Below are 26,858 nucleotides of genomic sequence, written 5' to 3' on the forward strand. Positions count from 1 at the left end.
AGATCGCAGCCTTCGGCAGCTCCTACAGGGATCGTGTACGCCACCGATTCTGCGATTAGCCCGGTGCCGTGGAACTGTCGATGTTGCAAGCTGTAGGGGCAGGCAAACCGCCCCTTCAGCCTATCACCCGCGGTGACGACCGCGGAAGTAGTTGATCAGGCCCTGAGTGGAAGGATCGTCAGCGGTGGTTTCATCGCTGCCGACCAGGCGGTTGTAGACGCCTTTGCCCAGTTCCTTGCCCAGTTCCACGCCCCATTGGTCGAAGGCGTTGATGCCCCAGACCACGCTTTGTACGAACACTTTATGTTCATACATTGCCACCAGCGCGCCGAGACGACGCGGGCTGATGCGTTCAACCACAATGGTGTTGCTCGGACGGTTGCCCGGGATCACCTTGTGCGGCGCGAGTTTGTGCACTTCTTCTTCGCTCATGCCCTTGTCGCGCAGTTCCTGCTCGGCTTCCGGCAAGGTCTTGCCGAGCATCAGCGCCTGGCTCTGCGACAGGCAGTTGGCGTACAGCCACTGATGGTGGTCGGAAACCGGGTTGAAGCTGACGATCGGCACGATGAAATCGGCCGGGATCAACTGCGAACCTTGATGCAGCAACTGGTGGTAAGCGTGCTGACCGTTGCAGCCGACGCCGCCCCAGATCACCGGACCGGTATCGGTCGACACCGGCGTGCCGTCCTGACGCACGCTCTTGCCGTTGGATTCCATGTCCAGCTGTTGCAAGTGCTTGGTGATGTTGCGCAGGTAATGGTCGTACGGCAGGATCGCGTGGCTTTGCGCACCCCAGAAGTTGCCGTACCACACGCCGAGCAGGGCCAGCAGCACCGGCATGTTCTGTTCGAACGGCGCGGTCTGGAAATGCTGGTCCATGGTGTAAGCCCCGGACAGCAATTCCTTGAAGTTGGACATGCCGATGGCCAAGGCAATCGGCAAACCGATCGCCGACCACAGCGAGTAACGCCCGCCGACCCAGTCCCACATCGGGAAGATGTTTTCTTCGCGGATACCAAACGCCACGGCCGCGGCGTTGTTGCTCGACACGGCGATGAAGTGACGATACAGCTCGGCTTCGGAACCGCCCTGCGCCAGGTACCAGGCACGTGCGGCTTGAGCGTTCTTCAAGGTTTCGAGGGTGTTGAACGACTTCGACGAAACGATGAACAGCGTGGTCTCGGCACGCAGTTTCTGCGTCAGCTCGTGGAATTCGCTGCCATCGATGTTCGCCAGATAGTGGCAACGCACGCCTTTCTGCGCGTACGACAGCAGTGCTTCGGAGACCAGCTCAGGGCCGAGGAACGAGCCACCGATACCGATGTTGACCACGTCGGTAATCGGCTTTTCGGTGTAACCACGCCACAGACCGTCGTGAATGCGGCCGACCAGATCGGTGATCTGGTTCAGCACCTTGTGCACTTCCGGCATCACATTGACACCGTTGACCGACAGCTTGTCGCCTACCGGGCGGCGCAGGGCGGTGTGCAGCGCCGGGCGGCCTTCGGACGTGTTGACGATTTCTCCTTCAAACAGCGCTTTGATGGCGCCTTTGAGGTCGACTTCATTGGCCAGACCGACCAGCAGGTTACGGGTCTGGGCGTTGATCAAATTCTTCGAATAATCGAGAAACAGGCCGCAGCTGCTGAGGGTGAATTGATTAAAGCGCTGCGGATCGGCGTTGAAGGCTTCGCGCATGCTGAAATCCTGCATGGCTTGGCGGTGATCTTTCAACGCTTGCCAGGCGGGCAGAGCGGTAACGTCTTGAGGAGTGAGGTAATACGCCATCGCTGCGGTTTTCCTTTTTACTTGAACGGCCTTTTGAACACTGAACAGACCCGGCACGCCATGTTTGGGCATGGGATCAACTGCGTCGACATGATTTCCGGACACAGGGCGAATACAGTAAACCTCGCGCTGCGTTCTGTCTTGACTTTGTCTGACCAGATCCCTGTACTTTTTTAACATCGAGACCGGGAACTGGCCGACAAACGGAGGGTGCGAGGCGAAATCGGGATCAGGCGAGCTGAACCGGGATGGCGTTGCTGGTGTGGCTCAGCTCGTTGCCGGGCGCCATGTAGAGCATGCGCGGCTTGAAATTGACCAGCTCCGCTTCGCTGTAATGGGCGTAGGCACAAATGATCACGCGGTCGCCGACCTTGGCCTTGTGCGCAGCGGCGCCGTTGACGGAGATCATCCGCGAGCCTTCTTCGCCACGAATCGCGTAGGTGGTGAAACGCTCGCCGTTGTCGACGTTATAAATCTGGATCTGCTCGTATTCACGGATGCCGGACAAGTCCAGCCACTCGCCATCGATGGCGCACGAACCTTCGTAATCGAGCACTGCATGAGTGACTTCGGCGCGGTGCAGTTTGGCCTTGAGCATGATCGCGTGCATGAGGGTTTTCCCGGGTTGGAATCGAACGGCGGGCAGTGTGCCCGAAGGCTTTTAAGGCGGCAATACAGCTGAAACCAGATCTTTAAAACACAAAAAAACCTGTGGGAGCGAGCTTGCTCGCGAAGGCGTCATGTCAGTCGATATTTACGTCAGCTGACAGAGTGCATTCGTGAGCAAGCTCACTCCCACAGGTTATCGGTGAGGCTTAAACCGGGGTATCGAGATTCAGGTGCAGGTTATCGATCAACCGCGTAGTGCCGAGGAACGCCGCCACCAGAATCACCAGATCACGGTCTTCAGCCGTTGCCGGACGCAAAGTCAGGGCGTGGCGGATTTCCAGGTAATCCGGACGCAAGCCTGCCGCTTCCAGCTGCTGCACCTGGGCACTGATCAGCGCCGGGAAATCCCGTTCACCTTGCTTGATCGATTCGGCAATGTTGCTCAGGCTGCGATAGACCACCGGTGCCACTGCGCGCTGTTCTTCGTTGAGGAAGCCATTGCGCGACGACAGCGCCAGGCCGTCGGCGGCACGCACGGTTGGCTCGCCGATGATCTGGATCGGCATGTTCAGGTCATGCACCAGCGCGCGGATCACCGCCAGTTGCTGGTAATCCTTCTGACCGAAAATCGCCAGATCCGGCTGGACCATGTTGAACAGTTTGCTGACGACGGTCGCGACACCTTCGAAGTGCCCCGGACGGCTGGCGCCGCACAGGCCTTCGGACAACTGCGGCACGCTGACCCGAGTCTGTCCGGCCATGCCGTCGGGGTACATTTCCTCGACAGTCGGCGCGAACAGTAGAGAGCAGCCCGCCTCCAGTAGTTTTTCCTGGTCCGCCGCCAAGGTGCGCGGGTACTTGTCGAGGTCTTCGCCGGCGCCGAATTGCAGCGGGTTGACGAAAATGCTCGCGACCACGAAATCCACACGTTGGGTGGCTTTGGTGATCAGTGCGACGTGACCGCTGTGCAGGTTGCCCATGGTCGGCACGAAGCCGATGCGCTTGCCTTCGCTGCGGGCGCGGGCTACGGCGGCGCGCAGTTCGCGTACGGTTTTGACGGTGTTCATGCAGAGAATCCGTGTTCGATGCCTGGGAACGTGGTGGCTTTGACTTCGCTGACGTAAGCCTTCAGCGCAGACTGGATGCTGTCCTGACCGTGCATGAAGTTCTTCACGAACTTGGGCACCCGGCCAGTGATCGACAGGCCGAGCATGTCATGCAGCACCAAGACCTGACCGTCGGTGGCGTTACCGGCGCCGATCCCGATCACCGGAATCTTCACCGCTTGGCTAATTTCAGCGGCCAGTTCGCTCGGTACGCATTCGAGCAGCAGCATCGCCGCACCGGCCTGTTCCAGCGAGATCGCATCGGCACGCATCTGCCGCGCCTGGTTCTCGTTGCGACCCTGCACTTTGTAGCCGCCGAGGATGTTCACCGCTTGTGGGGTCAGCCCCATGTGCGCGCAAACCGGTACCCCGCGCTCGGCAAGCAGACGGATCGACTCGGCCAGCCACAACTGACCTTCGACTTTGATCATGTGCGCGCCGGCCTGCATCAGCATGGCGCTGTTGCTCATGGTTTGTTCGAGGGTGGCGTTGGCCATAAAGGGCAGGTCGGCCAGAATCAGGGCATCAGTGTTGCCGCGTTTGACGCAAGCGGTGTGGTAGGCCATTTCTGCGGTGGTCACCGGCAACGTGCTGTCGTGACCTTGCAGGACCATGCCGAGGGAGTCGCCCACCAGCAGCACTTCGACACCGGCCTCGTTGCAGGCGTGGGCGAAGGTCGCGTCATAGCAGGTCAGCATGGTGATCTTTTCACCTTTCTGCTTGAGGCTCTGGAGCGTGGTCAGGGTAATGGCTGGCATGTAAAAAATCCTCGTTCAGGCGCTCTGGAAACTACTGCGAGTAACGCGCGTGATTCTTCATCTACTCAGGCGCACGCTCTTTTGTCGTGCTTATAAGGCCTGGATTGCGCCCGTATGTGCCGGGTTGGCGGCAGCGGGACGCCTATAGTCGTGATGAGCCAACAGGAAGTCAATTGCGTGTGTTACCGCATTGTTACGAGGGGAGTGTTACCGGCGTTACTGATGCGATTCAGCGGCGCGGCGGGGCTGATTCGCGGGGTTTTTGTCCGACAAAATCCAGCGTATGCAATAGACCAATGTGGGAGCGAGCTTGCTCGCGAAAGCGGTGGATCAGCCAACAAAGTGTTGAATGACACACCGATTTCGCGAGCAAGCTCGCTCCCACAGGGGATTGCAATCAGTCTGTCGGGATGCGTTCCAGACCGACGAACGGGCAGGCTGCCAACAAGTCGGGGAGGGTGCGACCGTCGGCCAGGCGCAAATCTTGCGGCGCCAGTTCGGCGAGGGGATAAAGCACGAACGCGCGTTCCTGAATCTGGTAATGCGGGACTTTCAGGCGCGGCTCGTCGATCAGTCGATCACCGAACAGCAAGATGTCGAGGTCCAACGTGCGCGGCCCCCAACGTTCCAGACGTTCGCGGCCCTGATCGTTCTCGATGGCTTGCAACGCATCGAGCAATTCAATCGGTGCAAGTGAGCTGTCGAGCGCGGCGACCGCGTTGGTGTAACGCGGTTGGCCCGGCAACAGAGAGTCGCTTTGATAGAAGGCGGAAACGCCAGCGAGGGTAGTTTGCGGCAATTGCCCCAGCGCCTCGACGGCGCTGCGCAACTGTTCGGCCGGGTCAGCGAGGTTGCTGCCCATGCCGATGTAGATGCGTTCCATGCCTTTACTCGCCTGTCGAAGCGCTCGGTGCGCCGGCGCGTTTGCGCTTGGAACCACTGCTGCGGCGACGTTTGCGCGGAGCACCGCTGGCGTCATCACCTTTACCGCTGAGGTCGCGGATCATGTCGCGACGTTCACTGTCGTTGGCGTCCTGATAGTCAGTCCACCATTCGCCCAGGCCATCCGTTTCCTCGCCAGCGCTTTCACGCAGTAACAGGAAGTCGTAACCGGCACGGAAACGCGGGTTGTCCAGCAACAGGTCGGCACGTTTACCGCTGCGGCGTGGCAGACGCTCCTGCATGTCCCAGATCTCACGGATCGGCATGGTGAAGCGTTTCGGAATCGCAATGCGCTGGCACTGTTCGGCAATCAGCTCGTGGGCGCCTTCCTGCATCGCCGGGATCGGCGGCATGCCACGTTCTTGCAGACGCAGCACGCGGGCCGGCAAAGCAGGCCACAACAGTGCGGCAAACAGGAATGCCGGGGTCACCGGTTTGTTCTGCTTGATGCGCAGGTCAGTGTTGGTCAGCGCTTCGCTGATCAGCGTGTGGGTGTATTCCGGGTTGTGTTCCAGCGCATCGGCACTGGCCGGGAACAGCGGAGCGAACAGTTGCAGATCGACCAGCATTTCGAAGGTGATTGCGCCGTGTCCCGAAAGGAACAGCTTGAGCACTTCTTCGAACAGGCGTGCCGACGGGATCTCGCGCAGCATCGGCGCCAGCTCGCGAATCGGCTGCACGGTGTGCTTCTCGATGCCGAAGTTGAGCTTGGCAGCAAAACGCACGGCGCGCAGCATGCGCACCGGATCTTCCTGATAACGCTGCTTCGGGTCGCCGATCAGGCGAATCAGGTGATTGCGGATGTCGTGTACGCCGTTGGCGTAGTCGAGGATGCGCTCGCTGACCGGATCGTAATACAGGGCGTTGATGGTGAAGTCGCGGCGTTGCGCGTCCTCTTCCAGGGTGCCGTAAACGTTATCGCGCAGAATACGCCCGCTCTCGTTACGCGAAGACTGGTTGCTGTCTTCGTCGTCTTCGTTGATCGGGTGATTGGCGCGGAAGGTCGCGACTTCAATGATTTCGCGACCGAAATGGATGTGCACCAGTTTGAAGCGACGGCCGATGATTCGCGCATTGCGGAATTCGGCACGGACTTGCTCGGGGGTGGCGCTGGTGGCGACGTCGAAATCCTTGGGCGTGATACCCAGCAGCATGTCACGCACGCAACCGCCGACCAGATAAGCCTGGTAACCGGCACCTTGCAGGCGTTCGACGATATTCACCGCATAGCGGCTGAACTGCGTTTTCTGCAGCGAATGTTGGCCGCTGTTGAGCACTTCAGGGGTGCTGCGGATGTGTTGCGTACGACGCACGGGAGTTCGGAATGACTGGAACAACTTCTTCAGCATGGGATGCACTGTTTGAAGGAATGTTCGGCCATACCAAAGAATGACCGCATGATGGGCGCAGATTCTAGCATTTAGTCGGGGGATGGTGTAGGACACGGCAGATTTGAGCTGTAAGCCGCAAGCTGCAAGGGTCGAGCAAGGGAAATTCGAAGGATTTTGCCGGGAGGGAGAAACTACAAGGGGAGCCGAAGCTCCCCAAGAAGTAGTTGCGTGCTCTTTTTATTATTGATTCGGGCTTCTTGTTTTTGTTGAGTGCCCTCGCCACGAAGTGTTTCCTTCGTGACCCTCCCAATCGGGAGCCAAGAGCAAACGGATTGCTTTGGTCGCTGAATTGCAGTGATCTCTCGATCCAACCAGTACAGGCTCTGTCTTAGGACAGTTTTTGTTGTTCTCGGCCTGGTCGTGGGGCAAGCCCCAAATACAACGCCTCTCCAAAAGAATCAGTTAGCTGCGCCTCTCGCCGTCTTGTTTTTATTGTGCGTGAGTCGATTCGTCTTATTTTTATTGTCTTGTGCATTGCTTGTTATTGTTCTTGTACCAAACATATAGCAGGGGGCGTGCCAACTTTTGCGAAGCCCAATAAAACAAGGGGTTAGGTCGATATAACCGTTTTGTCAGGGCGAAAAAAAGCCGGGGTTTCGTTACCGATAACCCCGGCTTCTGTTACGTGAATCGACTGAGGTAACAGTTTTTTCACATCTTCAAGCGTTACCCGCACACTCGACAGGTAACGTTCAGCTCTCGCTGGCGACCCCGGTCTTGCGCCGTGGAATGCCCAGACGCTGACGGCGTTCCCACAGGCATTTACGGCTGACGCCCAGTTTGCGCGCCAGTTCGGTCTCGGTCATGTGGTCCTGATGCTCGAGGACGAAGTGCTGGAAGTAGTCTTCCAGTGACAGGTCTTCGGTCGGCTCATGGCTGCTGTTGCTGGCGTTACCGGCCGTTTGTGGCGGCAGACCGATGAACTCGTCGTCTTCCAGATCGCTCAGCTCGATGTCGATGCCCAGCAGGTCGGCGGAGATTTCCGGGCTCTCGCTCAGAATCACCGCGCGTTCGACTGCGTTCTCCAGCTCACGCACGTTACCCGGCCAGGAATAATGACGGATTGCCTGTTCGGCATCCGCAGCAAATTTCAGGTCGGTACGGTTGATGCGTGCGCTCTGGCGAGCGAGAAAAGCCGTGGCGATTTCGTTGACATCGGCACCGCGCTCGCGCAGCGCCGGCAGTTTCAACGCAATCACGTGCAGACGGTAATAAAGGTCTTCACGGAACTGGCCGATTTTCGCCAGGCTCTTCAAATCCCGGTGCGTTGCCGCGATCAGGCGCACATCGACTTTCTGCGACTGCACCGAGCCGACCCGACGAATCTCGCCTTCCTGCAACACACGCAGCAGGCGGGCTTGCGCCTCAAGTGGCAGCTCACCGATTTCGTCGAGGAACAATGTACCGCCGTCTGCCGCTTCGACCAGCCCGGCACGCCCGGCGCTGGCGCCGGTGAACGCGCCTTTTTCGTGGCCGAACAGTTCGGACTCGATCAGGCTTTCCGGAATGGCTGCGCAGTTCACCGAAATCATCGGCGCCTTGGCGCGTTTCGAGAGGTTGTGCAGGGCGCGGGCCACCAGTTCTTTACCGGTACCGGACTCGCCCTGGATCAACACATTGGAATCGGTCGGCGCGACTTTACGGATCTTGTTGTACAAGTCCTGCATCGGTGGGCAGGAGCCAATGATGCCAATCTCGCCATTGCTGTTGTCGACGGCGGATTTGCCGCTGCCATTGGCCGGTTTGCTGGCAACTGCTTCGCCAGCAGCCGGTGCCGATTGGCGATCACGCAGGATCCGCGCGACAGCCTGAAGCATTTCATCGTGGTCGAAAGGCTTGGCGATGTAGTCCACCGCGCCCATCTTCATCGAGTCGACCGCCGAACGCAGGCTGGCGTAACTGGTCATGATCAGCACCGGTGTGCCCTGGCCGAGCTTGATCAGCTCAGTGCCCGGCGCGCCCGGCAAACGCAGATCGCTGACGATCAGGTCGAACGTAGGAATGGTGAAGCGTTCTTGTGCTTCCTGCACTGAACCGGCTTCGCTGACCTGGTACTGATTACGTTCCAGCAGGCGGCGCAAGGCGGAGCGGATAATTGTTTCGTCTTCGACGATCAAAATGTGCGGCATTGATTCGATACTCTCGACGGTCTCAGTTCACAGCGGACGTCGCTTCGACATGACGCGGTAAGGTCACCCGGATACGGGTGCCGCGTTGGCTTTGTACATCAGCCGGGCTGTCGATGGTGATTTGTCCATAATGCTCTTCAACGATGGAATAGACCAGTGCAAGGCCCAGACCGGTGCCTTCGCCAGGATCCTTGGTGGTGAAGAAGGGTTCGAACAATCGGTCCATGATGTTCTTCGGAATACCGCTGCCTTCGTCTTCGACGATCAGATCGACCGTGTGTTCGCCGGCTTCGCTCTTGACCCGTACCGCACTGTGCGGCGGCGAGGCGTCGCGGGCGTTGGAGAGCAGATTGATCAGCACCTGAGCGAGCCGCTGCGGGTCGCCTTCGACCCAGTGATCGGGGTCGCAGAGGTTGTAGAACTGCACTTCGAAATTGCGTCGGTTCAGCGCCAGCAGGCCAATTGCATCTTGAGCGACCTCTGCCAGACAAACGGGTTCATCGCTGTGCTGATGACTGCCGGCGTGGGCGAAACTCATCAGCGACTGAACGATGCGCGAGACGCGTTTGGTCTGTTCGAGGATCTGTCCGCTGATTTCCGTCAGCTCGCCGTCGTCTTCACGCTCTTCGCGCAGATTTTGCGCCAGGCAGGCGATGCCGGTGATCGGGTTGCCGATTTCGTGGGCTACACCGGCGGCGAGACGACCGATGCTGGCCAGCCGCTCGGAGTGCACCAGTTTGTCTTCGAGCATCTGCGTTTCGGTCAGATCTTCGACCAGCAGCACCAGGCCACTGTTACCCGGCGCCAACGGCTCATCAATCGCCGCTTTGTGCAGGTTCAGCCAGCGCGTCTGACCGTCGAGGGCCAGATGCTGTTTGTGCAAATGCTCGTCGGGCAGGTTGATGAAACCTTGCAGCAATTCCTTCCACGGCTCGCCGATGGTGCTCAGGCGCGAACCGACCACGCGTTGCGCGGCGATCCCGGTGAGTTCTTCCATGGCTTTGTTCCACATCAGGATCTCTTGATCCTTGGCCAGCGAGCAGACGCCCATGGGCAGTTCCTGCAGGGTTTGGCGGTGGTAACGGCGCAAGGCATCGAGTTCGGCGGCCAGACCTGTGAGGCGCGAGTGGTAATCCTCGAGGCGGCTTTCGATGAAGTGGATGTCTTCGGTGACATAGTTTTCGCCGCCGGCCTTGTACGGCAGGAAGGTTTCGACCATGTCCTGCGCCACGCTCGGACCCATCAGACCGGAGAGGTTGGCTTCGATACGGTCGCGCAAACGGCGCAGGGCATACGGACGGCGTTCGTCGAATGGCAGATAGAGGTCACGCAGCGCTTGCTCGACTTCTTTCTGCGCAGCCTTGGCGCCCAGCGGTTTGGCCAGTTGTGTGGCGAACTCCTGTGGCGAAGCGGCGTGCAGTTCGCGGCGTTGCGGACGACGGACATTATCCACCGCGCAGGCTTCGGCGGCGCTGGCTTCTTCGGGGCTGGCGTTGGTGAACAGCGAGATCAGCGTGAACATCAACACGTTGGCGGCGAGCGAGGCAATGGCCGCCATGTGCCAACTGGTGTCGTCGAGCACATAAATCATGTTCAGCAACGGGATGTAGAAACCCTGCAGATTGCCGACCAACGGCAGCAGCATGGTCACCACCCAGACCAGGATTCCGGCCAGCAAGCCGGCAATGAAGCCACGACGGTTAGCGGTCGGCCAGTACAGCACCGAGAGCACACCCGGCAGGAATTGCAGCGTCGCGACAAAGGCAACAATGCCGAGGTTGGCCAGATCCTGTCCGGCACCGAGCATCAGATAGAAGCAAAACCCGGCCATGATGATCGCGACGATCAGCGCCCGGCGGGTCCATTTCAACCAGCGATAGATGTTGCCTTCAGCCGGTGGTTGATAAAGCGGCAGCACCAAGTGGTTCAGCGCCATGCCCGAAAGGGCCAGCGTGGTGACGATGATCAGGCCGCTGGCCGCCGACAGTCCTCCGACGTAGGCAAGCAATGCCAGCGGTTTGCTGTTGGCTGCAATGCCGATGCCCAGGGTGAAGTATTCCGGGTCGGTGGTGGCGCCGAGCTTGAGGCCGGCCCACAGGATCAACGGAACCGCCAGGCTCATCAACAGCAGAAACAGTGGCAGGCCCCAGCTCGCGCTCACCAATGAACGGGGGTTGAGGTTTTCGGTAAAGGTCATGTGATACATGTGCGGCATCACGATCGCCGAGGCGAAAAACACCAGCAACAGCGTGCGCCACGGGCCTTCCTGCAACGGCGTGTGCAAAGCGGCGAGGGCGGTCTGGTTTTGCAGCAGCCACAGCTCAAGCTGTTGCGGGCCGTCGAACACGCCGTACAGCGCGTACAGGCCGACGCCGCCGAGGGCGACCAGTTTGATCACCGATTCAAAGGCAATCGCGAACACCAGCCCTTCATGTTTTTCGCGGGTGGCGATATGGCGGGAACCAAAGAAGATCGTGAACAGAATGATCAGTGCGCAGAACGCCAGTGCCACGCGGCTCTGAATCGGTTCGCCGGTGAGGATGCCGATGGAATCGGCCACTGCCTGAATCTGCAACGCCAGCAGCGGCAGCACACCGATCAGCATGAAGATCGTGGTCAGTGCGCCGGCCCAGGTGCTGCGAAAGCGGAACGCAAACAAGTCTGCCAGGGATGACAGTTGGTAGGTGCGGGTGATTTTCAGAATCGGATACAGCAACACCGGCGCCAGCAGAAACGCGCCAGACACGCCGAGATAACTGGAAAGAAAGCCGTAGCCATACTGATAGGCCAGACCCACCGTGCCGTAAAACGCCCAGGCACTGGCATAAACACCCAGCGACAGTGTGTAGGTCAGCGGGTGGCGAATGATCGCCCGCGGGATCATGCCCCGTTCGCTGATCCAGGCAACGCCGAACAGCACCGCCAGGTACGCGGCGCTGACCAGGATCATCTGGGTCAGGCTAAAGCTCATCGGCATCTTTTTGGCTCTGCAGGATGAAGGTTACGACAATCAGGATCAGCCAGAGCAGATAGGGGCGATACCAGGCGCCCGTAGCGTCGATCCACCAATCCATGATGGCGGGGGAAAACAGGTAGATCCCCACGACTAAAAGCAGGACCAAGCGATAGATGTACATCCCGGCCTCTCTTTTTTATGCGCGTGCCCGAAAACGTGCGGCGATGGTAACGGATGGGCGCGCGACTGCAAGTGTCGTCACAGCAGTTGCGCCTCGGGCAGGGTCAGTGTGCGCGGGATCCTGGTGGCATCCCAGTGCGCGGAGCCCCACTTGAGCAACTCTTGCGGCGAGGCGTAGGCCAGTTCGGCGCCAGGCTTTTGCCCCAGCGCGCGCAGGGCTCGCAGCAGCAACGGCGTGGCCTGATCGGCCTCCAGCGGTGGCGAACGGTAGGACTTGCCGAGCTTGTTGCCGTCCGGTTGGGTAATCAGCGGCAGGTGCAGGTAGCGCGGTTGACGCAAGCCCAGCAATTCTTGCAGATAGAGTTGACGCGGCGTCGAGTCGAGCAGGTCGGCACCACGGACGATGTCGGTGATGCCTTGCCAGGCATCGTCGAGCACCACGGCCAGTTGATAGGCGTAGAGACCGTCGCGGCGGCGGATCACGAAATCACCGACGTCGCGGCCCAGATGCTGACGGTATTCGCCCTGTATGCGGTCGATGAAGTGGTATTCCAGTTCGGGCACGCGTAGACGGATCGCCGCGTCCTGCTGATCGTGGCCGACATTGCGGCACAGGCCCGGATAAATCCCGTCGTACGGTTCGAGCTGTTTGCGCGAGCAGGTGCAGGCATAGGCCAGACCGTGATTGAACAGGCTGTTGAGCACTTCGGCGTAAGCATCGTGCCGATTGCTCTGGCGCACCATGTCGCCGTCCCATTCAAAGCCGTAACTTTCCAGCGCCTTGAGGATCGCCACCTGAGCACCGGGTTCTTCGCGGGGCGGATCGAGGTCTTCCATGCGCACCAGCCAGCGGCCGCCGACCGAACGGGCGTCGAGGTAGGAGGCGAGGGCGGCGAACAGCGAACCGAAGTGCAAGTGGCCACTGGGGGTTGGGGCGAAGCGGCCGATGTAGGCGGGGGATGTTTTGGCAGTCATGAATGCGATAGTACTTTTTCAGCGCGTGTACACAACACCTGTGGGAGCGAGCTTGCTCGCGAAAGCGGTGTGTCATTCAGCATTAAATTGTCTGATCCGGCGCCTTCGCGAGCAAGCTCGCTCCCACAAAGGCAAAAGGCAGAAACAAAAACGGAGCGTTCGCACGCTCCGTTTTTCGTTCAGGTCGAGATTACTTGCCGACCTGCTTTTCCTTGATTTCCGCCAGTGTCTTGCAGTCGACGCACATGTCGGCTGTAGGGCGTGCTTCGAGGCGTTTTACGCCAATTTCGACGCCGCACGAATCACACCAACCGTACTCTTCGTCTTCGATCAGTTGCAGTGTCTTGTCGATTTTCTTGATCAGCTTACGTTCGCGGTCGCGGGCGCGCAGCTCGAGGGCGAATTCTTCTTCCTGGCTGGCACGGTCGGCCGGGTCCGGGAAATTGGCAGCTTCGTCCTTCATGTGGTCAACGGTGCGGTCGACTTCCTGCATCAACTCCTGTTTCCACTTGTTCAGAACCTTGGTGAAGTGCGCGCGCATTGGGGCGCCCATGTACTCCTCACCTTTTGCCGGAACATAAGGTTCGAAACCGCTGATCGTCTGATTCTGCTGTTGCTTTGCTTGGGTGGGCATGAAATGGACCGCCTCTACTCTTGTAATCCATTGCGCAGGATTGCTCCATCACCGACACCTGCCGGCCCTGCGGCTGCAAGCGGGCGAACTTACCAGATCAAATCGGCCTGCGCTACTCCCGGATGTCGAGGCCCCGGCGGGTGGCGCTTGCAAATGTTTGGCAAGCTGTGTCTGGTGGTGTTGAAGACCTGTTCAATCACTGATTTTAGTCAATCCTGGAGCGTACGCTCATATCGTTACAGTCCAGCGTTCTTGAGGCTGTGACCGCTACGGGTTCTCGCTCGTTCCGGCAGATGGGTAGAATCGTCTCTTTTTCCCTGCCGAAGGAAAACCAATGGCTCAGCCCTACAGTGCGCGCAGTCGTGCGATCGAACCGTTCCATGTCATGGCGCTGCTGGCGCGGGCCAATGAATTGCAGGCTGAAGGTCACGACGTGATCCATCTGGAAATCGGCGAGCCGGACTTCACCACTGCCGAGCCGATCATCCGCGCGGGGCAGGCAGCGCTGACGGCGGGCAAGACCCGTTATACCGCCGCACGGGGCATTCCCGAGCTGCGCGAGGCGATTGCCGGGTTTTATCAATCGCGTTATGGCTTGAACATCGATCCACGGCGGATTCTGATCACCCCGGGCGGTTCCGGTGCGCTGTTGCTGGCCAGCGCTTTGCTGGTCGATCCGGGTAAACACTGGTTGCTGGCGGATCCCGGTTATCCGTGTAACCGGCACTTCCTGCGCTTGGTCGAAGGCGCAGCGCAGTTGGTGCCAGTTGGCCCGGACGTGCGCTATCAACTGACCCCGGATCTGGTCGAGCGTCATTGGGATCACGACAGTGTTGGCGCTTTGGTTGCGTCTCCAGCCAATCCGACCGGCACCATCCTGACCCGCGACGAACTGGCCGGGTTATCAACAGCCATCAAGGCCAGGCACGGGCATCTGGTGGTGGACGAGATCTACCACGGCCTGACTTACGGCACCGATGCCGCCAGCGTGCTGGAAGTCGATGACAGTGCTTTCGTGTTGAACAGTTTCTCCAAGTATTTCGGTATGACCGGGTGGCGGCTTGGCTGGCTGGTGGCGCCGGATGCGGCCGTCAGCGAGTTGGAGAAACTGGCGCAGAACCTCTACATCAGTGCACCAAGCATGGCCCAATACGCGGCATTGGCCTGCTTCGAACCGGACACTATCGCGATTCTTGAAGAGCGCCGCGCCGAGTTCGGTCGTCGTCGCGATTTCCTGCTGCCGGCGTTACGTGAACTGGGTTTCAACATCGCCGTCGAGCCTGAAGGCGCGTTCTATTTGTACGCCGATATCAGCCAGTTCGGCGGCGATGCCTTCGCGTTCTGCCGACATTTCCTTGAAACCGAGCACGTAGCCTTCACGCCGGGGCTGGATTTTGGTCGCTATCAGGCCAGCCATCATGTGCGTTTTGCCTACACGCAAAACCTCCCTCGCTTACAGCAAGCGGTGGAGCGAATCGCCCGTGGCTTGAAGAGCTGGCAAGGCTGATGCGCTTTTATCCAGAACTTGAGGAAGCGCGCCTGATCCGTCGTTACAAGCGATTTCTCGCCGATATCGAGACCGTTAGCGGCGAGTTGCTGACCATTCACTGCCCGAACACGGGTTCGATGCTCAATTGTCAGGTTGAGGGTGGACAGGTCTGGTTCAGTCGCTCGAATGATCCGAAACGAAAATTGCCTGGCACCTGGGAAATCGGCGAGACGCCGCAGGGCCGCTTGTTCTGCGTGAATACCGCACGGGCCAACGGTTTGGTTGAAGAGGCATTGCAGGCTGGCGTTATCACTGAGTTGAACGGCTTTAGCGCGTTGAAACGTGAAGTCGCCTATGGGCAGGAAAAGAGCCGTATCGATTTCCGCCTCGAATACCCCAGTGGCCCGGCGTATGTAGAGGTGAAAAGCGTCACCCTCGGTTTTGACGGCAGCGCAGTGGCGGCGTTTCCCGATGCCGTGACCCAGCGCGGTGCCAAGCATTTGCGTGAGCTGGCACATTTGGCGCGGGACGGAATTCGGGCGGTGCAGTTGTATTGCGTCAATCTGACCGGGATTGAAGCCGTGCGGCCGGCGAAGGAAATCGATTCGGCTTACGCCGACGCGCTTCTCGAAGCAGTGGCCTGCGGCGTTGAGGTGCTGGCGTATGGCGTGCGACTGGACCATGAAGAAATGGTCATCGACCGGCGTCTCGACGTATTGCTCAACGGTTAAACATCGATCCACAGACCTTGGGCGTCTTCGCGGCAAGGGATGGCGGTGAGTGATTGGCCGGCGCAGGGGCCGGCGACGCATTCACCGTCCTCGATCAGAAACAGTGCGCCGTGGGTGGCGCACTGGATCAGGCTGTTGCTCGGGTCGAGAAACCGGTCGGGTTGCCATTCCAGCCCCACGCCCCGGTGCGGGCAGCGATTGAGGTAGACGTAGGCCTGGCCGCTGCGGCGCACGGCGAACAGCTTGTTGCCGTCGATCTCGAACCCACGGCTTTTCGCTTCGCCCAGATCGGCGCCAGCGCAGAGAAACTTCATGGCTATCCTCTAGTGTCTGCTCGTGTCCGGATATGTCCGAGCTTGACGTTTAAATGCAAACAATTATCAAATGGCGGCCTTCGCCCGCAGGCGTCTGGCAGATGTCGAGGATACTTGGCCTGTCATCCAGATGCCCGGGAAAAACCTTATTCAAGGAAGCTGTGTATGCGCCTGAGTACCCGCGTTGCCGCGCTGTGTGTCGGACTTTTGGTCAGCCACCAGGCTGCAGCGGCTGATTTGCCGCAACGTTGGGTCAGTGCCGGCGGTGCGCTGTCGGAGTGGGTCAGTGCGTTGGGCGGCGAATCAAAACTGGTTGGTGTCGATACCACCAGTCAGCATCCGGAATCGTTGAAGGCGCTGCCGAGCATTGGCTATCAGCGCAGCCTCTCGGCCGAAGGCATTCTCAGCCTGCGTCCGGACATTTTGATCGGCACAGAAGAAATGGGGCCGCCACCGGTTCTGTCTCAGGTCAAGGCAGCCAAGGTACAGGTGGAATTATTTTCGGCGCAGCCGGATCTGCCGACGCTGGAGAAAAACGTCACCCACTTGGGCCAGTTACTTGGCGCCGAGCCGAAGGCTGCGCAGTTGCTGCAAACTTATCAACAGCAGCTCGATGCGCAGAAGGTGCGAGTCACCGACGCACAAGCCAAACAGAAAGCACCGGGTGTGCTTTTGCTGCTCGGCCACGCGGGCGGCAAGCCTTTGATCGCTGGCAAAGACACTGCCGCGGACTGGCTGTTGCAACAGGCCGGCGGGCACAATTTGGCGACGCACACCGGTTACAAACCGTTCTCCGTGGAATCTCTCGCCAGCCTCGATCCTGAAGTGCTGGTATTCGCCGACCGTGCGTTGACCGGTGACGCGGCGAAAGCCGCGCTGTTCAAGGAAAATCCGATTCTCGATTCAAGTCGCGCGGCCAAGGCCGGGCGTGTACTGGAGCTTGATCCGACCTTGTTGGTCGGTGGCCTCGGGCCGCGTCTGCCGGCAGCGCTGAAAACCCTGTCTGACGGTTTCTACCCGGCCAAGGGCGGCCAATGACCACACTGGTAAAACCCCGTGGCTTGTTCATTGGCCTGACGCTCCTGTGTGTATTGGCGATCTGGCTGTCGTTGGCGTTGGGGCCGGTCAGCCTGCCGCTGTTCGACACCTTGCGTGCAGCATTGCGCATGCTTGGCGTGCCGCTGGCGCCGGATGGTCTGGAGCAGGCTGAACTGATCCTCGGGCAGATTCGTTTGCCGCGTACTTTGCTCGGGCTGGCGGTGGGCGGCGTGCTGGCGTTATCCGGCGTGGCAATGCAGGGGCTGTTTCGCAATCCACTGGCGGATCCGGGGCTGGTGGGTGTTTCCAGCGGCGCGGCACTGGGTGCAGCAATTGCAATTGTCGGTGGCTCGTTCTTTGGCGGCTTGCCGGAATGGTTCGGGCCTTATCTGTTGTCGGCCTGCGCGTTTCTCGGCGGACTGGGAGTGACAGCGCTGGTCTATCGACTCGGCCGCCGTAACGGCCAGACCAATGTCGCGACCATGCTGTTGGCAGGCATCGCGCTGACGGCGCTGGCCAGTTCGGCGGTGGGGCTGTTCACGTATTTGGCGGACGACGCAACGCTGCGTACTCTGACCTTCTGGAACCTCGGCAGCCTCAATGGCGCCAGTTACTCGCGGCTCTGGCCGTTGCTGATCATCAGCGCGGGTGTCGCGCTATGGTTACCGCGTCGGGCCAAAGCGCTGAATGCCTTGCTGCTCGGGGAATCCGAGGCCGGGCATTTGGGAATCGATGTCGAACGGCTCAAGCGTGAGCTGGTGTTCTGCACGGCGCTGGGTGTTGGCGCGGCGGTGGCGGCAGCCGGGATGATCGGTTTTGTCGGGCTGGTGGTGCCACATCTGGTGCGCTTGCTGGCGGGGCCGGACCACAAAGTGTTGCTGCCGGCCTCGGTGCTGGCGGGGGCGAGCCTGTTGCTGCTGGCTGATCTGGTCGCGCGGTTGGCGCTGGCTCCGGCGGAGTTGCCGATCGGTATCGTCACCGCGTTTATCGGCGCGCCGTTCTTCCTTTATCTGCTGTTGCGAGGGCGTGCCTGATGTTGCGTGCGCACAATTTGCACATCCAGCGCGGCCGCAAAACGGTGCTGAACGGCGTAAACCTGCAACTTGAGCCGGGCGAAGTGCTCGGTGTGCTTGGGCCGAACGGTGCCGGCAAAAGCACATTGCTTGGCGCACTGTGCGGTGAGCTGACCGCGAGTGAAGGCGAGGTTTCCCTGGAGGGTGAGGCGTTGGGGCGTTGGACAGGCACGCAGCGTGCCCAGCGTCTGGCAGTACTGCCGCAGGTGTCGACTCTGGACTTCGCTTTTCGCGTTGAAGAAGTGGTCGGCATGGGCCGCTTGCCTTATCAAACCGGCCAGGTGCGTGATGACGAAATTATCGCAGCGGCTCTGACGGCAGCCGATGCCGGGCATCTGAGCGGGCGAAGCTATCTGGCACTGTCTGGCGGCGAACGTCAGCGCGTTCATCTGGCACGAGTGCTGGCACAACTCTGGCCGGGACAGGTCGGGCAGACGTTGCTGCTGGATGAGCCAACGTCGATGCTTGATCCACTGCATCAACACACGACGTTGCAAGCGGTGCGCGAGTTCGCTGATCGTGGCGCAGCGGTCTTGGTCATCCTGCATGATTTGAATCTGGCGGCGCGTTATTGTGATCGCATTCTGCTGCTTGAAGGCGGGCGTCCGGTGGCTCTGGATACGCCGGAGCAGGTGCTGCGGCCGGACTCGCTGAAAGCCGTGTTCGGTCTCGAAGTCTTGGTGCAGCCGCATCCGGAGCGTGGGCATCCGCTGATCATTGCCCGCTGATCGAATCATCGAGGTGATTGCATGCGTGGCTTGTGGCTGTTGGCGGTGGTGTGGCTTGCGGGGTGTCAGCATGGGGTTGCGCCACCGCCGATCAATGGCGAGATTCGCGATCTGCGCAGCGGTGAGGTGCTGACGGCGCAGCAACTGTTAGTGCGTCTTGCTGCGCCGGAGCGGTTGATCATTGGCGAGCAGCATGACAATGCCGATCATCATGTCGCGCAGTTATGGCTGTTGCGCGCACTCGGCGAACAACGCCCGCAAGGCAGTCTGTTGCTGGAAATGTTGACGCCGGACCAGCAGCCAAAAGTTGATGCCGTTCGCCAGGAGGCATCGCCGCCGTCCGGTCTTCCTGAAACGCTGGCCTGGCAGGATGGCTGGAACTGGAATCTTTATGGTCCGATCATTCGTTTCGCCCTCACGCAAACTTATCCGCTGCTGGCGGCCAATCTTGAAAACAGCGAAATCCGCGCCTTTTACCGCAATCCTCCGGTTCTGAACGGTGCGCAGAGTAACGCGCCGTCGGTGAAAGAAACGCTGCTGGAACAGATCGCTGAATCTCACTGCGGTTTACTGCCCGAATCACAGATGCCGGCGATGCTGGCCGTTCAGCAACAACGTGATCGGCGTATGGCTGAGCGTCTGTTGGCGGCTCCCACACCTTCAATCTTGCTGACCGGCGCGTGGCATGCGCGCAAGGACGTCGGCGTGCCGCAGCATGTTGTGGATTTGGGCGCCATTGAGTCTCCGACAGTGCTGATGCTGGCAGAGCAGGGCGGCGAAGTGACCGCCGCGATGGCCGATTACGTTTGGTATACGCCTGCAACACCAAAACAGGATTACTGCGAGCAGATGCGCAAACAGTTCGGCAAATGACTTTTCCGCAGGCAAAAAAAGACCCGGTAAAAACCGGGTCAAATAACCGTGATTAGCCTGATGAGGAGATAATCTGAGAGTCCGAACCAAGGGCTTTTCAGAATATCGACTGATCTCGCGACCAGTTGTGATAATCATAGCGATTCTCATTAGCGCGTCAACAACTGTTTTCTCATTTCTTTGATTTAGTCTTGGAAATGGCCGTAATGGCCCGGAAACAAAGGACGTGGCGTCAGCTTTTGGTTGCGCTCAATTGGGTGACTTGCTTGTTCAGTTGGCCGATCCGTCGCGCCATGCTCTCGATCAGGCTGTGTGCGATCTTCGGATTGGTGCGGGTCATGCTCAAGAATTGCTCACCGGGAATCAGCATCACAGTGCTTGGCTCCCGGGCAATGACCGTGGCATTGCGCGGCTCGCCGGTAAACACGGCCATGGCCCCGAAAATCTCGTCCTTGGCCACGTCTCCAACCTTGTGCCCATCCACAAAAGCTTCAGCATGGCCGTCGATGATCACGAACACGTGATCAGCCGCGTCACCCTGATTGATCAGGATTTCACCCACCTCGACCCGTTTGAAGCCATTGGTGCTGCGAAACTCGCGCGGTTTCAGTTCCGCGACAGCATGGGCGAGGATCGCCGCTTGCCCCAGCAGGTACTCGAGAAACTGCTCTGCCCGACGAGAGTCAGCAAACAAATGCCGCAAGACCTCCGGACGTCGATAGGGTGTCAGGCGCAACGTACCCTCACTGCATAAGCGGCAATCCGCCCAGTCGTCACCCTGCTGAAGGCCGATCACATCGCCCTCCTGCCAATAAAACAGTGGGCGGCTTCCGATGTAGCCGTTGATCACACCGTCATTCAGCAGAAACAACTGATCAGCGGGTAGTTGCATCAGTAAATCATCCGTTGCCTGCAGCTCCAGGGGCGGGCCGCAAGGCGTCAGATCGAGCAGCCACAGCGCGGGCAAACTCTGCAAACGGTTGATCATGGCATCGGCGTACGCCGATTGTTCCCCCAATAAATACATGACGGTCAATGCCCGTTCAGTTTTTGTGGCGCGAGGAAATGGCTTCGAGTTGCTTGTTCAGAGCGTCCTTGCGCTCAGCGGGAATGTCGTTCCAATGCACGTCCATCAACGCGCCCTCGATTGCATACAGCAACACCTTCGATGCACGAAACCCGCGGGTACGCACGGCCCGGTAGGCGTCCACCGCGCCCAGGCGACGCAAGTCCGAGGCGCTGTGGATGCCCACGGCATGCAGCCATTGCGCCGACGTCTTGCCAAGATTCTTCAAGTGTTGCAGTTCATCATTCATCAAGCCTCCTTGCGACGGCCGAATGGTGCGTTGGCGAGCTTCTCAGGAGTGTAGCCATCAGTAGGAAAAGCGTGGTTGTTTGGTCGGATTCAACGCAAACGCTTCTAAGAAAGGGCGCTTGAACGGCCTGCGAACGCAGAAAGAAGGGGAAAAACACATATCAATGTAGGAGTGAGCCTGCTCGCGATGATGGACTGACGGGCAACATGCTTGTTGAATGTTGAACCGCTATCGCGAGCAGGCTCACTCCTACAGGGGAGGCGTCGTGTCAACGAGGGATATGCCTGTCAGCGAGTGCGATAACGCAACCGCGTACCGAAATTCATCGACATCAGAATCTCATCAGCACTCAACTCCGGCGGGAAATACGCCCCGGAAATCTGTGCGTGGGCCAGGCTTGCACCTTCCAGCGATGCATTGCGAAAATCGATGCCACGCAAATCGGCGGAACGGAAGTACGCGTCCCGGAAATCCACGCCATCGGCATTCAGTTCACGCAAATCCAGACCGCGAAAATCGCCACCGACCATGTCGATCGGGCCATCTTGCGGGCGCTCTTTGTTGAAGCCTGTGATGTCGTCTTTGTGCAGCAAGGCATACAGCGGGGTGTCGAGAAGTTTCGGCTGGCTCATGTCATATCACCGTTGGTTTTATGACGCCAGTATAGTGCCACTATTTGACGGCCGTGAAGCAAGCGAGGGCTTCACGGCCGAAATAGTTTCTTACAGGCCTGGCAGGCGCTGACGGATCTGCGCAACCACGGTGTCCAGGGTGCCGGATTCATTGGTCTGCACGCGTTTGCTGCGCAAAATTTCTTCCGGTGTCAGCGCTTCGCGGTTGGCCTGCTGCGCTTCGATCACGGCCAGTGTGGCGTCGGACGGATCCTGTTTGTCCGCCTGACGAATCGCCAGCCAGCTCTCGATCACCGCTTGCGGCGCGTTGCAGTCGAGGATCAGGAACGGTGTGCCGGTGGCTTCGGCGATCTTCGCCGCGTTGTCGCGCTGTTCGCGTTTGAGGTAAGTCGCGTCAATGACCACCGGGAATCCGGCGTGCAGGATCACTTCAGCGATTTCATGCAGGCGCGCATAGGTCGCGGTGCTGGCGTCGGCACTGTAAATACCGGCCTGCACGTCGTTGGCGACGGTTTGCTCACCGAACAGGCGCTTGCGCTCAACGTCCGAGCGCAGACGAATGGCGCCCAGTGCTTCGACCAGACGCATGGCCACGTGGCTCTTGCCGACCGCGGAAACGCCGTGGGTGATCGCCATGAAGCGCGAAGGAATGGTGCTGTAGCTTTCCGCCAGGTTGGCGTAGTTGCGGTACTGGCGCAGGGTGGTGGCGCGCTGCACCGGCGTCGCGTCCGCCGGCATGCTGAAGAGCGCAACCTTGGCGCGCACCAGTGCACGGTAGGCTTTATAGAAGTTCAGCACTTCCAGGCCCTGATAGTCGCCGGTCAGCTCCAGATACTGGCTGATGAAACGGCGCGCCAGGGACTTCAGGCCACGGTCTTCCAGGTCCATCGCGAGGAAGCCGGTGTCAGCCCACACGTCAGTGAAGCGGAAGGGTTCGTTGAACTCGATGCAGTCGAAGATCACCACTTTGCCGTCGATCACGGTGGCGTTGCCCAAGTGAATATCGCCGTGGCATTCACGGGTGAAACCGTCGGCCTTGCGCTTTGCGAACAGCGGCTTGAGACGCTCGAAGCTGCTTTCAGCCCAGGCCTTCAGCGCGTCGAGTTGCAGCAGATCGTTTTTGTCGCTGAGGAACGGCAGGATCTGCTCGAAGTTTTGCGAGACCGGCGCCATCACACTGTCCGGGGTGCCGGCATCGTGTTCGGCCGGGACTTTTGGCGCGGTGAGATGGAAGCGGGCGATCTGCTCGGCCATCTCATCGATGTGCTGGGTAGTCAGCTCGCCATTGGCTTGCAAGGTGCTGAGCAAACCGCTCTGCGGGAACTGGCGCATTTTCAGCACGTATTCGATCGCTACGCCGTCGCCACCCAGTTGCGGTGCTTCAACGCTGCCGGTCACTGGCAACACTTCCAGATACAAATCGTCAGTCAGACGCTGGTTCAGACGCAGCTCTTCAGCGCAGAAATGCGCGCGCGACTCGAGGCCGGTGAAGTCGAGGAAGCCGAAATTCACCGGCTTCTTCACTTTATAAGCGAACGGACCGGTGAGGATCACCCACGAGATATGCGTTTCGATGACCTGAAACCCTTCGACAGGGTGCGGGTAGAGGGCCGGGTTTTGCAGGGCAGCGATCAGTGACTGGCTCACGGGCGATCCTTCAGAGACTGGGGGAAATTCGAGGTCGCCATTATGGCCGCTCGCCAGCCTGACGCAAACCTCGGAGCGCTCCTGTTGAGGATGAATAAAGTGCGTATAATCCGCCGCCATGACTCGAACTCGATCCCCCCGTACCAAGAAAAAACCACCCTCCAAGGGCCTTAGCCCGTGGTTGAGCTGGGCCATTAAACTCAGTCTGGTCGGCCTTGTGGTGCTGGCCGGCTTCGCCGTTTACCTCGATGCCGTGGTGCAGGAGAAGTTCTCCGGCAAGCGCTGGACCATCCCGGCGAAGGTCTACGCACGGCCGCTTGAGCTGTTCGTCGGACAAAAACTCAGCAAGGACGATTTCCTTACCGAACTCGATGCCCTCGGTTATCGCCGCGAAGCCGTGAGCAATGGCCCCGGCGCCGCAGCCGTCAGCGGCAATACTGTCGATCTGAATACCCGCGGCTTCCAGTTCTATGAAGGCCTGGAGAAACCGCAGCCAGTGCGCGTGCGCTTCTCTGGCGATTATGTGGCTGAGCTGTCGGCGACCAACGGTTCGAAACTGTCTGTGGTGCGTCTTGAACCGCTGATGATCGGCGGCATTTATCCGAAAAATCTCGAAGACCGCATTCTGATCAAACTCGATCAGGTGCCGCCGTATCTGCTCGAAACTCTGGTCGCTGTCGAAGACCGTGATTTTTACAGCCACTGGGGCGTGTCGCCGAAGTCGATTGCCCGCGCAGTCTGGGTTAACACCTCTGGCGGCAAGATGACCCAGGGCGGCAGTACGCTGACCCAGCAGTTGGTGAAAAACTTCTACCTGACCAGCGAACGCAGCCTGACTCGCAAGCTCACCGAAGCAATGATGGCGATGCTGCTGGAGCTGCATTACGACAAAAAGGAAATTCTTGAGGCTTACCTCAACGAAGTCTTCGTCGGCCAGGACGGTCAGCGTGCGGTGCACGGTTTTGGTCTGGCCAGCCAGTTCTTCTTCGGCCAGCCATTGTCCGAGCTGAAACTGCATCAGGTGGCGTTGCTGGTCGGCATGGTCAAAGGCCCGTCCTACTACAACCCGCGTCGTAATCCCGAGCGTGCGCTGGAACGGCGTAACCTGGTGCTCGACGTGCTTGAGCAGCAAGGCGTGGCGACTGCCGAACAGGTCGAAGCGGCGAAGAAAATGCCGCTGGGCGTGACCACGCGCGGCAAGCTCGCCGACAGCTCGTTCCCGGGCTTTATCGATCTGGTCAAACGTCAGTTGCGTGAAGACTATCGCGACGAAGACTTGACCGAAGAAGGTCTGCGCATTTTCACCAGCTTCGACCCGATCCTGCAGATGAAAGCCGAGGCGTCGGTCAACGACACCTTTAAACGTCTGTCCGGGCGCAAAGGCTCCGATGATGTGGAAGCGGCGATGGTCGTGACCAATCCGGAAACCGGCGAAGTCCAGGCGATGATCGGCAGCCGTCAGGCCAGTTATGCCGGGTTCAACCGCGCACTGGATGCGGTGCGGCCGATCGGTTCGTTGATCAAGCCGGCGGTGTATCTGACCGCGCTGGAGAAACCGAGCCAGTACACCCTGACCAGTTGGCTGTCCGACGATCCGTTGTCGGTCAAAGGCGCGAACGGTCAGGTGTGGAAGCCGCAGAACTATGATCGCCGCTCACACGGCACCGTGTTCCTCTATCAGGGCCTGGCGCATTCCTACAACCTGTCGACCTCGCGTCTGGGTCTGGAAGTCGGTGTGCCGAATGTGCTGAAAACACTCGGTCGTCTGGGCGTAACGCGTGAGTTCCCGGCGTTCCCGTCGATGTTGCTGGGTGCTGGCGGCATGACCCCGATCGAAGTCGCGACCATGTATCAGACCCTCGCCAACGGCGGTTTCAACACGCCGATGCGCGGTATTCGCAGCGTGCTGACCGCCGAGGGCGAGCCGCTCAAGCGTTATCCGTTCCAGATCGAGCAGCGTTTCGATCCGGCGTCCATTTATCTGATCCAGAACGCCATGCAGCGCGTGATGCGTGAAGGTACCGGCAGCTCGGTTTATAACGTGCTGCCCAAGACTCTGACGCTGGCGGGCAAGACCGGTACGAGTAACGATTCCCGGGACAGCTGGTTCGCCGGTTTCAGTCAGGATCTGCTGGCGGTGGTGTGGCTGGGACGCGACGATAACGGCAAGACACCGTTTACCGGTGCCACTGGTGCGTTGCAGGTGTGGACCAGTTTCATGCGCAAGGCCGATCCGCTGCCGCTGGACATGCCGCAGCCGGACAACGTCGTGCAGGCGTGGGTCGATTCGCGTACCGGACAGGGCTCCGATGCCAACTGCCCAGGGGCAGTGCAGATGCCGTATATTCGCGGCAGCGAACCGCCACCCGGCGCCGCGTGTGCGGGCGAAACGCCCGCTTCCGGCGAGTCGGTGATGGATTGGGTCAAGGGCTGGATGAATTAAGCAAAGAGGGTTTCAAGTGAACAAGTGGTTGATTCCAGCGGTGACGGCCGTGGCTTTGCTCAGCGGCTGCTCTACCGTACAGCGTGGTTCGATTCCGGTGGTTGACTCCGGTACTGCGGTGTCCAACAGCGAACGTATTTCGGCCAATGGCGGTTTCCGCCAAACGACGGTCAAGCGTCCTGCGCAGGGCCAGACTCAGGCGATTCCGCAAGGTGATACCGGCGTGGTGGTGATGGTGCCGGGTGGCGGCGCAACAACCTCTGCACCGATCAGCTCTTCGCCGATCGTGCCGGGTCCTGCGTCCGGAGGTATCACGCCAGGCCCTTACAACCCTTCAGCGGTTGAGTCGGCGCCGATCAACACTGGCAGTTACAGCATGCCGTCGACCCCGAGCGGCATTCCTTCGGCGAGCAGTGGCGGCGGTCTGTCGGCCGACGAGCAACTGGACGGCCCGGTACTCGCTTTGCTGACCACCGCGCAACAGCAACAGGCCGGCGGCGACCTCAACGGTGCGTCGTCCAGCCTGGAGCGCGCCCAGCGTGTCGCACCGCGTGAGCCGCAAGTGCTTTATCGTCTGGCGCAGGTACGCATGGCTCAAGGCGATGCACCGCAGGCCGAGCAGTTCGCCCGTCGTGCGCTGACCATGGCCAATGGTCGTCCGGACCTGCAAGCCAGTCTGTGGGAAATCATCGCTCAGTCTCGTGAGAAACAAGGTGATTCGGCCGGCGCCGCTCAGGCCCGTCAGAAGGCCAAGGTTTCGCTGTGATGGATGCCCGTTTCCCGAAAATCGCCGATCAGTTGCTGCTGATCGAGCGTGAGCTGCGTACTCAAGGCTGGTGGGACGAGGTGCAGCCGTCGGCCGAAGCCCTGAGCAGTGTCGAGCCGTTCTCGGTCGATACACTGGACTTCGAGCAGTGGCTGCAATGGATCTTCCTGCCACGGATGAAGATGATCCTCGAACAGGATCTGCCGTTGCCGAACGCCTCGGGCATTCAGGAAATGGCTGAAATGGTCTTCGCCCAGCGCAACCTGCAGGGCAAGGATCGTCAGCTTCAGGTGCTGCTCAAAGAGTTTGACCTGCTGATCACTGCCTCGCGTTGAATTGG

General features: G+C 59.6%; 25 protein-coding genes. 9 read left to right on the top strand and 16 right to left on the bottom strand.

The window, feature by feature from the left end; genetic code table 11:
* Nucleotides 1-123 precede the first annotated feature (123 nt).
* The 11 genes from pgi to dksA form a co-directional block, all read right to left on the bottom strand.
* Nucleotides 124-1,788: a glucose-6-phosphate isomerase gene (gene pgi / locus HUW52_RS06120; RefSeq protein WP_102900508.1), complete on the bottom strand. Its 1,665-nt coding sequence runs from the start codon at nucleotides 1,786-1,788 to the stop codon at nucleotides 124-126.
* Nucleotides 1,789-2,017: 229 nt separating this feature from the next.
* The gene (panD, locus tag HUW52_RS06125) at nucleotides 2,018-2,398 is read right to left on the bottom strand and encodes an aspartate 1-decarboxylase (protein WP_003205654.1); all 381 of its coding nucleotides are present in this window, start codon (nucleotides 2,396-2,398) and stop codon (nucleotides 2,018-2,020) included.
* Between the two features lie 205 nt (nucleotides 2,399-2,603).
* The gene (panC, locus tag HUW52_RS06130; protein ID WP_175553190.1) at nucleotides 2,604-3,464 is read right to left on the bottom strand and encodes a pantoate--beta-alanine ligase; all 861 of its coding nucleotides are present in this window, start codon (nucleotides 3,462-3,464) and stop codon (nucleotides 2,604-2,606) included.
* Nucleotides 3,461-4,261: a 3-methyl-2-oxobutanoate hydroxymethyltransferase gene (gene panB / locus HUW52_RS06135; protein WP_160059451.1), complete on the bottom strand. Its 801-nt coding sequence runs from the start codon at nucleotides 4,259-4,261 to the stop codon at nucleotides 3,461-3,463. The genes panC and panB overlap by 4 nt, the downstream gene beginning before the upstream one ends.
* 397 nt (nucleotides 4,262-4,658) lie before the next feature.
* On the bottom strand, nucleotides 4,659-5,144 hold the full coding sequence (gene folK, locus HUW52_RS06140; RefSeq protein WP_016983494.1) for a 2-amino-4-hydroxy-6-hydroxymethyldihydropteridine diphosphokinase: 486 nt from the start codon (nucleotides 5,142-5,144) through the stop codon (nucleotides 4,659-4,661).
* A 4-nt stretch (nucleotides 5,145-5,148) separates the two neighbouring features.
* The gene (locus HUW52_RS06145) at nucleotides 5,149-6,552 is read right to left on the bottom strand and encodes a polynucleotide adenylyltransferase PcnB (RefSeq protein WP_016983493.1); all 1,404 of its coding nucleotides are present in this window, start codon (nucleotides 6,550-6,552) and stop codon (nucleotides 5,149-5,151) included.
* A 734-nt stretch (nucleotides 6,553-7,286) separates the two neighbouring features.
* A complete protein-coding gene (locus HUW52_RS06150; RefSeq protein ID WP_175553191.1) occupies nucleotides 7,287-8,723 on the bottom strand; it encodes a sigma-54 dependent transcriptional regulator in 1,437 nt (478 codons plus the stop codon).
* Nucleotides 8,724-8,745: 22 nt separating this feature from the next.
* Nucleotides 8,746-11,700: a sensor histidine kinase gene (locus HUW52_RS06155; RefSeq protein ID WP_175553192.1), complete on the bottom strand. Its 2,955-nt coding sequence runs from the start codon at nucleotides 11,698-11,700 to the stop codon at nucleotides 8,746-8,748.
* A complete protein-coding gene (locus tag HUW52_RS06160) occupies nucleotides 11,684-11,860 on the bottom strand; it encodes a hypothetical protein (RefSeq protein WP_003176118.1) in 177 nt (58 codons plus the stop codon). Before HUW52_RS06160 ends, HUW52_RS06155 begins: the two co-directional genes overlap by 17 nt.
* A 77-nt stretch (nucleotides 11,861-11,937) precedes the next feature.
* Nucleotides 11,938-12,834 (bottom strand): tRNA glutamyl-Q(34) synthetase GluQRS, encoded by an 897-nt coding sequence (gene gluQRS, locus HUW52_RS06165; RefSeq protein ID WP_175553193.1) that lies wholly within the window; start codon nucleotides 12,832-12,834, stop codon nucleotides 11,938-11,940.
* A gap of 190 nt (nucleotides 12,835-13,024) precedes the next feature.
* Complete coding sequence (gene dksA, locus HUW52_RS06170) at nucleotides 13,025-13,468, bottom strand: RNA polymerase-binding protein DksA (RefSeq protein WP_008080850.1); 444 nt, start codon at nucleotides 13,466-13,468, stop codon at nucleotides 13,025-13,027.
* 334 nt (nucleotides 13,469-13,802) lie between these two features.
* Here dksA and HUW52_RS06175 point away from each other — a divergent pair, with 334 nt between their 5' ends.
* Nucleotides 13,803-14,975: a pyridoxal phosphate-dependent aminotransferase gene (locus tag HUW52_RS06175; RefSeq protein ID WP_016983490.1), complete on the top strand. Its 1,173-nt coding sequence runs from the start codon at nucleotides 13,803-13,805 to the stop codon at nucleotides 14,973-14,975.
* The gene (gene sfsA, locus HUW52_RS06180; protein ID WP_175553194.1) at nucleotides 14,975-15,688 is read left to right on the top strand and encodes a DNA/RNA nuclease SfsA; all 714 of its coding nucleotides are present in this window, start codon (nucleotides 14,975-14,977) and stop codon (nucleotides 15,686-15,688) included. The genes HUW52_RS06175 and sfsA overlap by 1 nt, the downstream gene beginning before the upstream one ends.
* On the opposite strand, the gene HUW52_RS06185 is transcribed toward sfsA, so the two are convergent.
* Nucleotides 15,685-16,002, bottom strand: a complete 318-nt coding sequence (locus HUW52_RS06185) for a Rieske (2Fe-2S) protein (protein WP_175553195.1) — start codon at nucleotides 16,000-16,002, stop codon at nucleotides 15,685-15,687. The two genes, sfsA and HUW52_RS06185, sit on opposite strands and share 4 nt — an antisense overlap.
* A 165-nt stretch (nucleotides 16,003-16,167) precedes the next feature.
* Between HUW52_RS06185 and HUW52_RS06190 the strand changes: the two genes are divergently transcribed.
* From HUW52_RS06190 to HUW52_RS06205, 4 genes are read left to right on the top strand one after another with little or no spacing between them, the layout of a single operon-like run.
* A complete protein-coding gene (locus tag HUW52_RS06190; protein ID WP_016983487.1) occupies nucleotides 16,168-17,040 on the top strand; it encodes a hemin ABC transporter substrate-binding protein in 873 nt (290 codons plus the stop codon).
* Nucleotides 17,037-18,074: an iron ABC transporter permease gene (locus tag HUW52_RS06195; RefSeq protein WP_175553196.1), complete on the top strand. Its 1,038-nt coding sequence runs from the start codon at nucleotides 17,037-17,039 to the stop codon at nucleotides 18,072-18,074. Before HUW52_RS06190 ends, HUW52_RS06195 begins: the two co-directional genes overlap by 4 nt.
* Nucleotides 18,074-18,841, top strand: coding sequence for a heme ABC transporter ATP-binding protein (locus tag HUW52_RS06200; protein WP_175553197.1), 768 nt, complete (start codon nucleotides 18,074-18,076; stop codon nucleotides 18,839-18,841). Before HUW52_RS06195 ends, HUW52_RS06200 begins: the two co-directional genes overlap by 1 nt.
* Before the next feature lie 21 nt (nucleotides 18,842-18,862).
* Complete coding sequence (locus HUW52_RS06205; RefSeq protein WP_175553198.1) at nucleotides 18,863-19,714, top strand: ChaN family lipoprotein; 852 nt, start codon at nucleotides 18,863-18,865, stop codon at nucleotides 19,712-19,714.
* A gap of 232 nt (nucleotides 19,715-19,946) precedes the next feature.
* Here the strand turns inward: HUW52_RS06205 and HUW52_RS06210 are convergent, their stop codons facing one another.
* The 4 genes from HUW52_RS06210 to HUW52_RS06225 all read right to left on the bottom strand — a co-directional run bounded on the left by HUW52_RS06210 (nucleotide 19,947) and on the right by HUW52_RS06225 (nucleotide 23,309).
* Entirely contained in the window at nucleotides 19,947-20,741 is a 795-nt protein-coding gene (locus HUW52_RS06210; RefSeq protein WP_175555646.1) for a Crp/Fnr family transcriptional regulator, read from the bottom strand.
* A gap of 16 nt (nucleotides 20,742-20,757) precedes the next feature.
* Nucleotides 20,758-21,030: a TfoX/Sxy family protein gene (locus HUW52_RS06215; protein WP_003228231.1), complete on the bottom strand. Its 273-nt coding sequence runs from the start codon at nucleotides 21,028-21,030 to the stop codon at nucleotides 20,758-20,760.
* A 287-nt stretch (nucleotides 21,031-21,317) separates the two neighbouring features.
* Nucleotides 21,318-21,662, bottom strand: coding sequence for a pentapeptide repeat-containing protein (locus tag HUW52_RS06220; RefSeq protein ID WP_007909940.1), 345 nt, complete (start codon nucleotides 21,660-21,662; stop codon nucleotides 21,318-21,320).
* Between the two features lie 90 nt (nucleotides 21,663-21,752).
* Nucleotides 21,753-23,309, bottom strand: a complete 1,557-nt coding sequence (locus HUW52_RS06225; protein ID WP_175553199.1) for a bifunctional aminoglycoside phosphotransferase/ATP-binding protein — start codon at nucleotides 23,307-23,309, stop codon at nucleotides 21,753-21,755.
* Between the two features lie 118 nt (nucleotides 23,310-23,427).
* On the opposite strand from HUW52_RS06225, the gene mrcB reads away from it, so the two are divergent.
* From mrcB to HUW52_RS06240, 3 genes are read left to right on the top strand one after another with little or no spacing between them, the layout of a single operon-like run.
* On the top strand, nucleotides 23,428-25,752 hold the full coding sequence (gene mrcB, locus HUW52_RS06230) for a penicillin-binding protein 1B (RefSeq protein WP_175553200.1): 2,325 nt from the start codon (nucleotides 23,428-23,430) through the stop codon (nucleotides 25,750-25,752).
* 16 nt (nucleotides 25,753-25,768) lie between these two features.
* Nucleotides 25,769-26,518 carry a hypothetical protein gene (locus HUW52_RS06235; protein ID WP_016983481.1) on the top strand — a complete coding sequence of 250 codons (750 nt, stop codon included), beginning with the start codon at nucleotides 25,769-25,771 and terminating at the stop codon, nucleotides 26,516-26,518.
* Nucleotides 26,518-26,853 carry a YqcC family protein gene (locus HUW52_RS06240; protein WP_077574549.1) on the top strand — a complete coding sequence of 112 codons (336 nt, stop codon included), beginning with the start codon at nucleotides 26,518-26,520 and terminating at the stop codon, nucleotides 26,851-26,853. Before HUW52_RS06235 ends, HUW52_RS06240 begins: the two co-directional genes overlap by 1 nt.
* Nucleotides 26,854-26,858 lie beyond the last annotated feature (5 nt).

Source organism: Pseudomonas sp. 43A, from assembly GCF_013363935.1.
GTDB classification, from domain to species: Bacteria; Pseudomonadota; Gammaproteobacteria; order Pseudomonadales; family Pseudomonadaceae; genus Aquipseudomonas; species Aquipseudomonas crudilactis.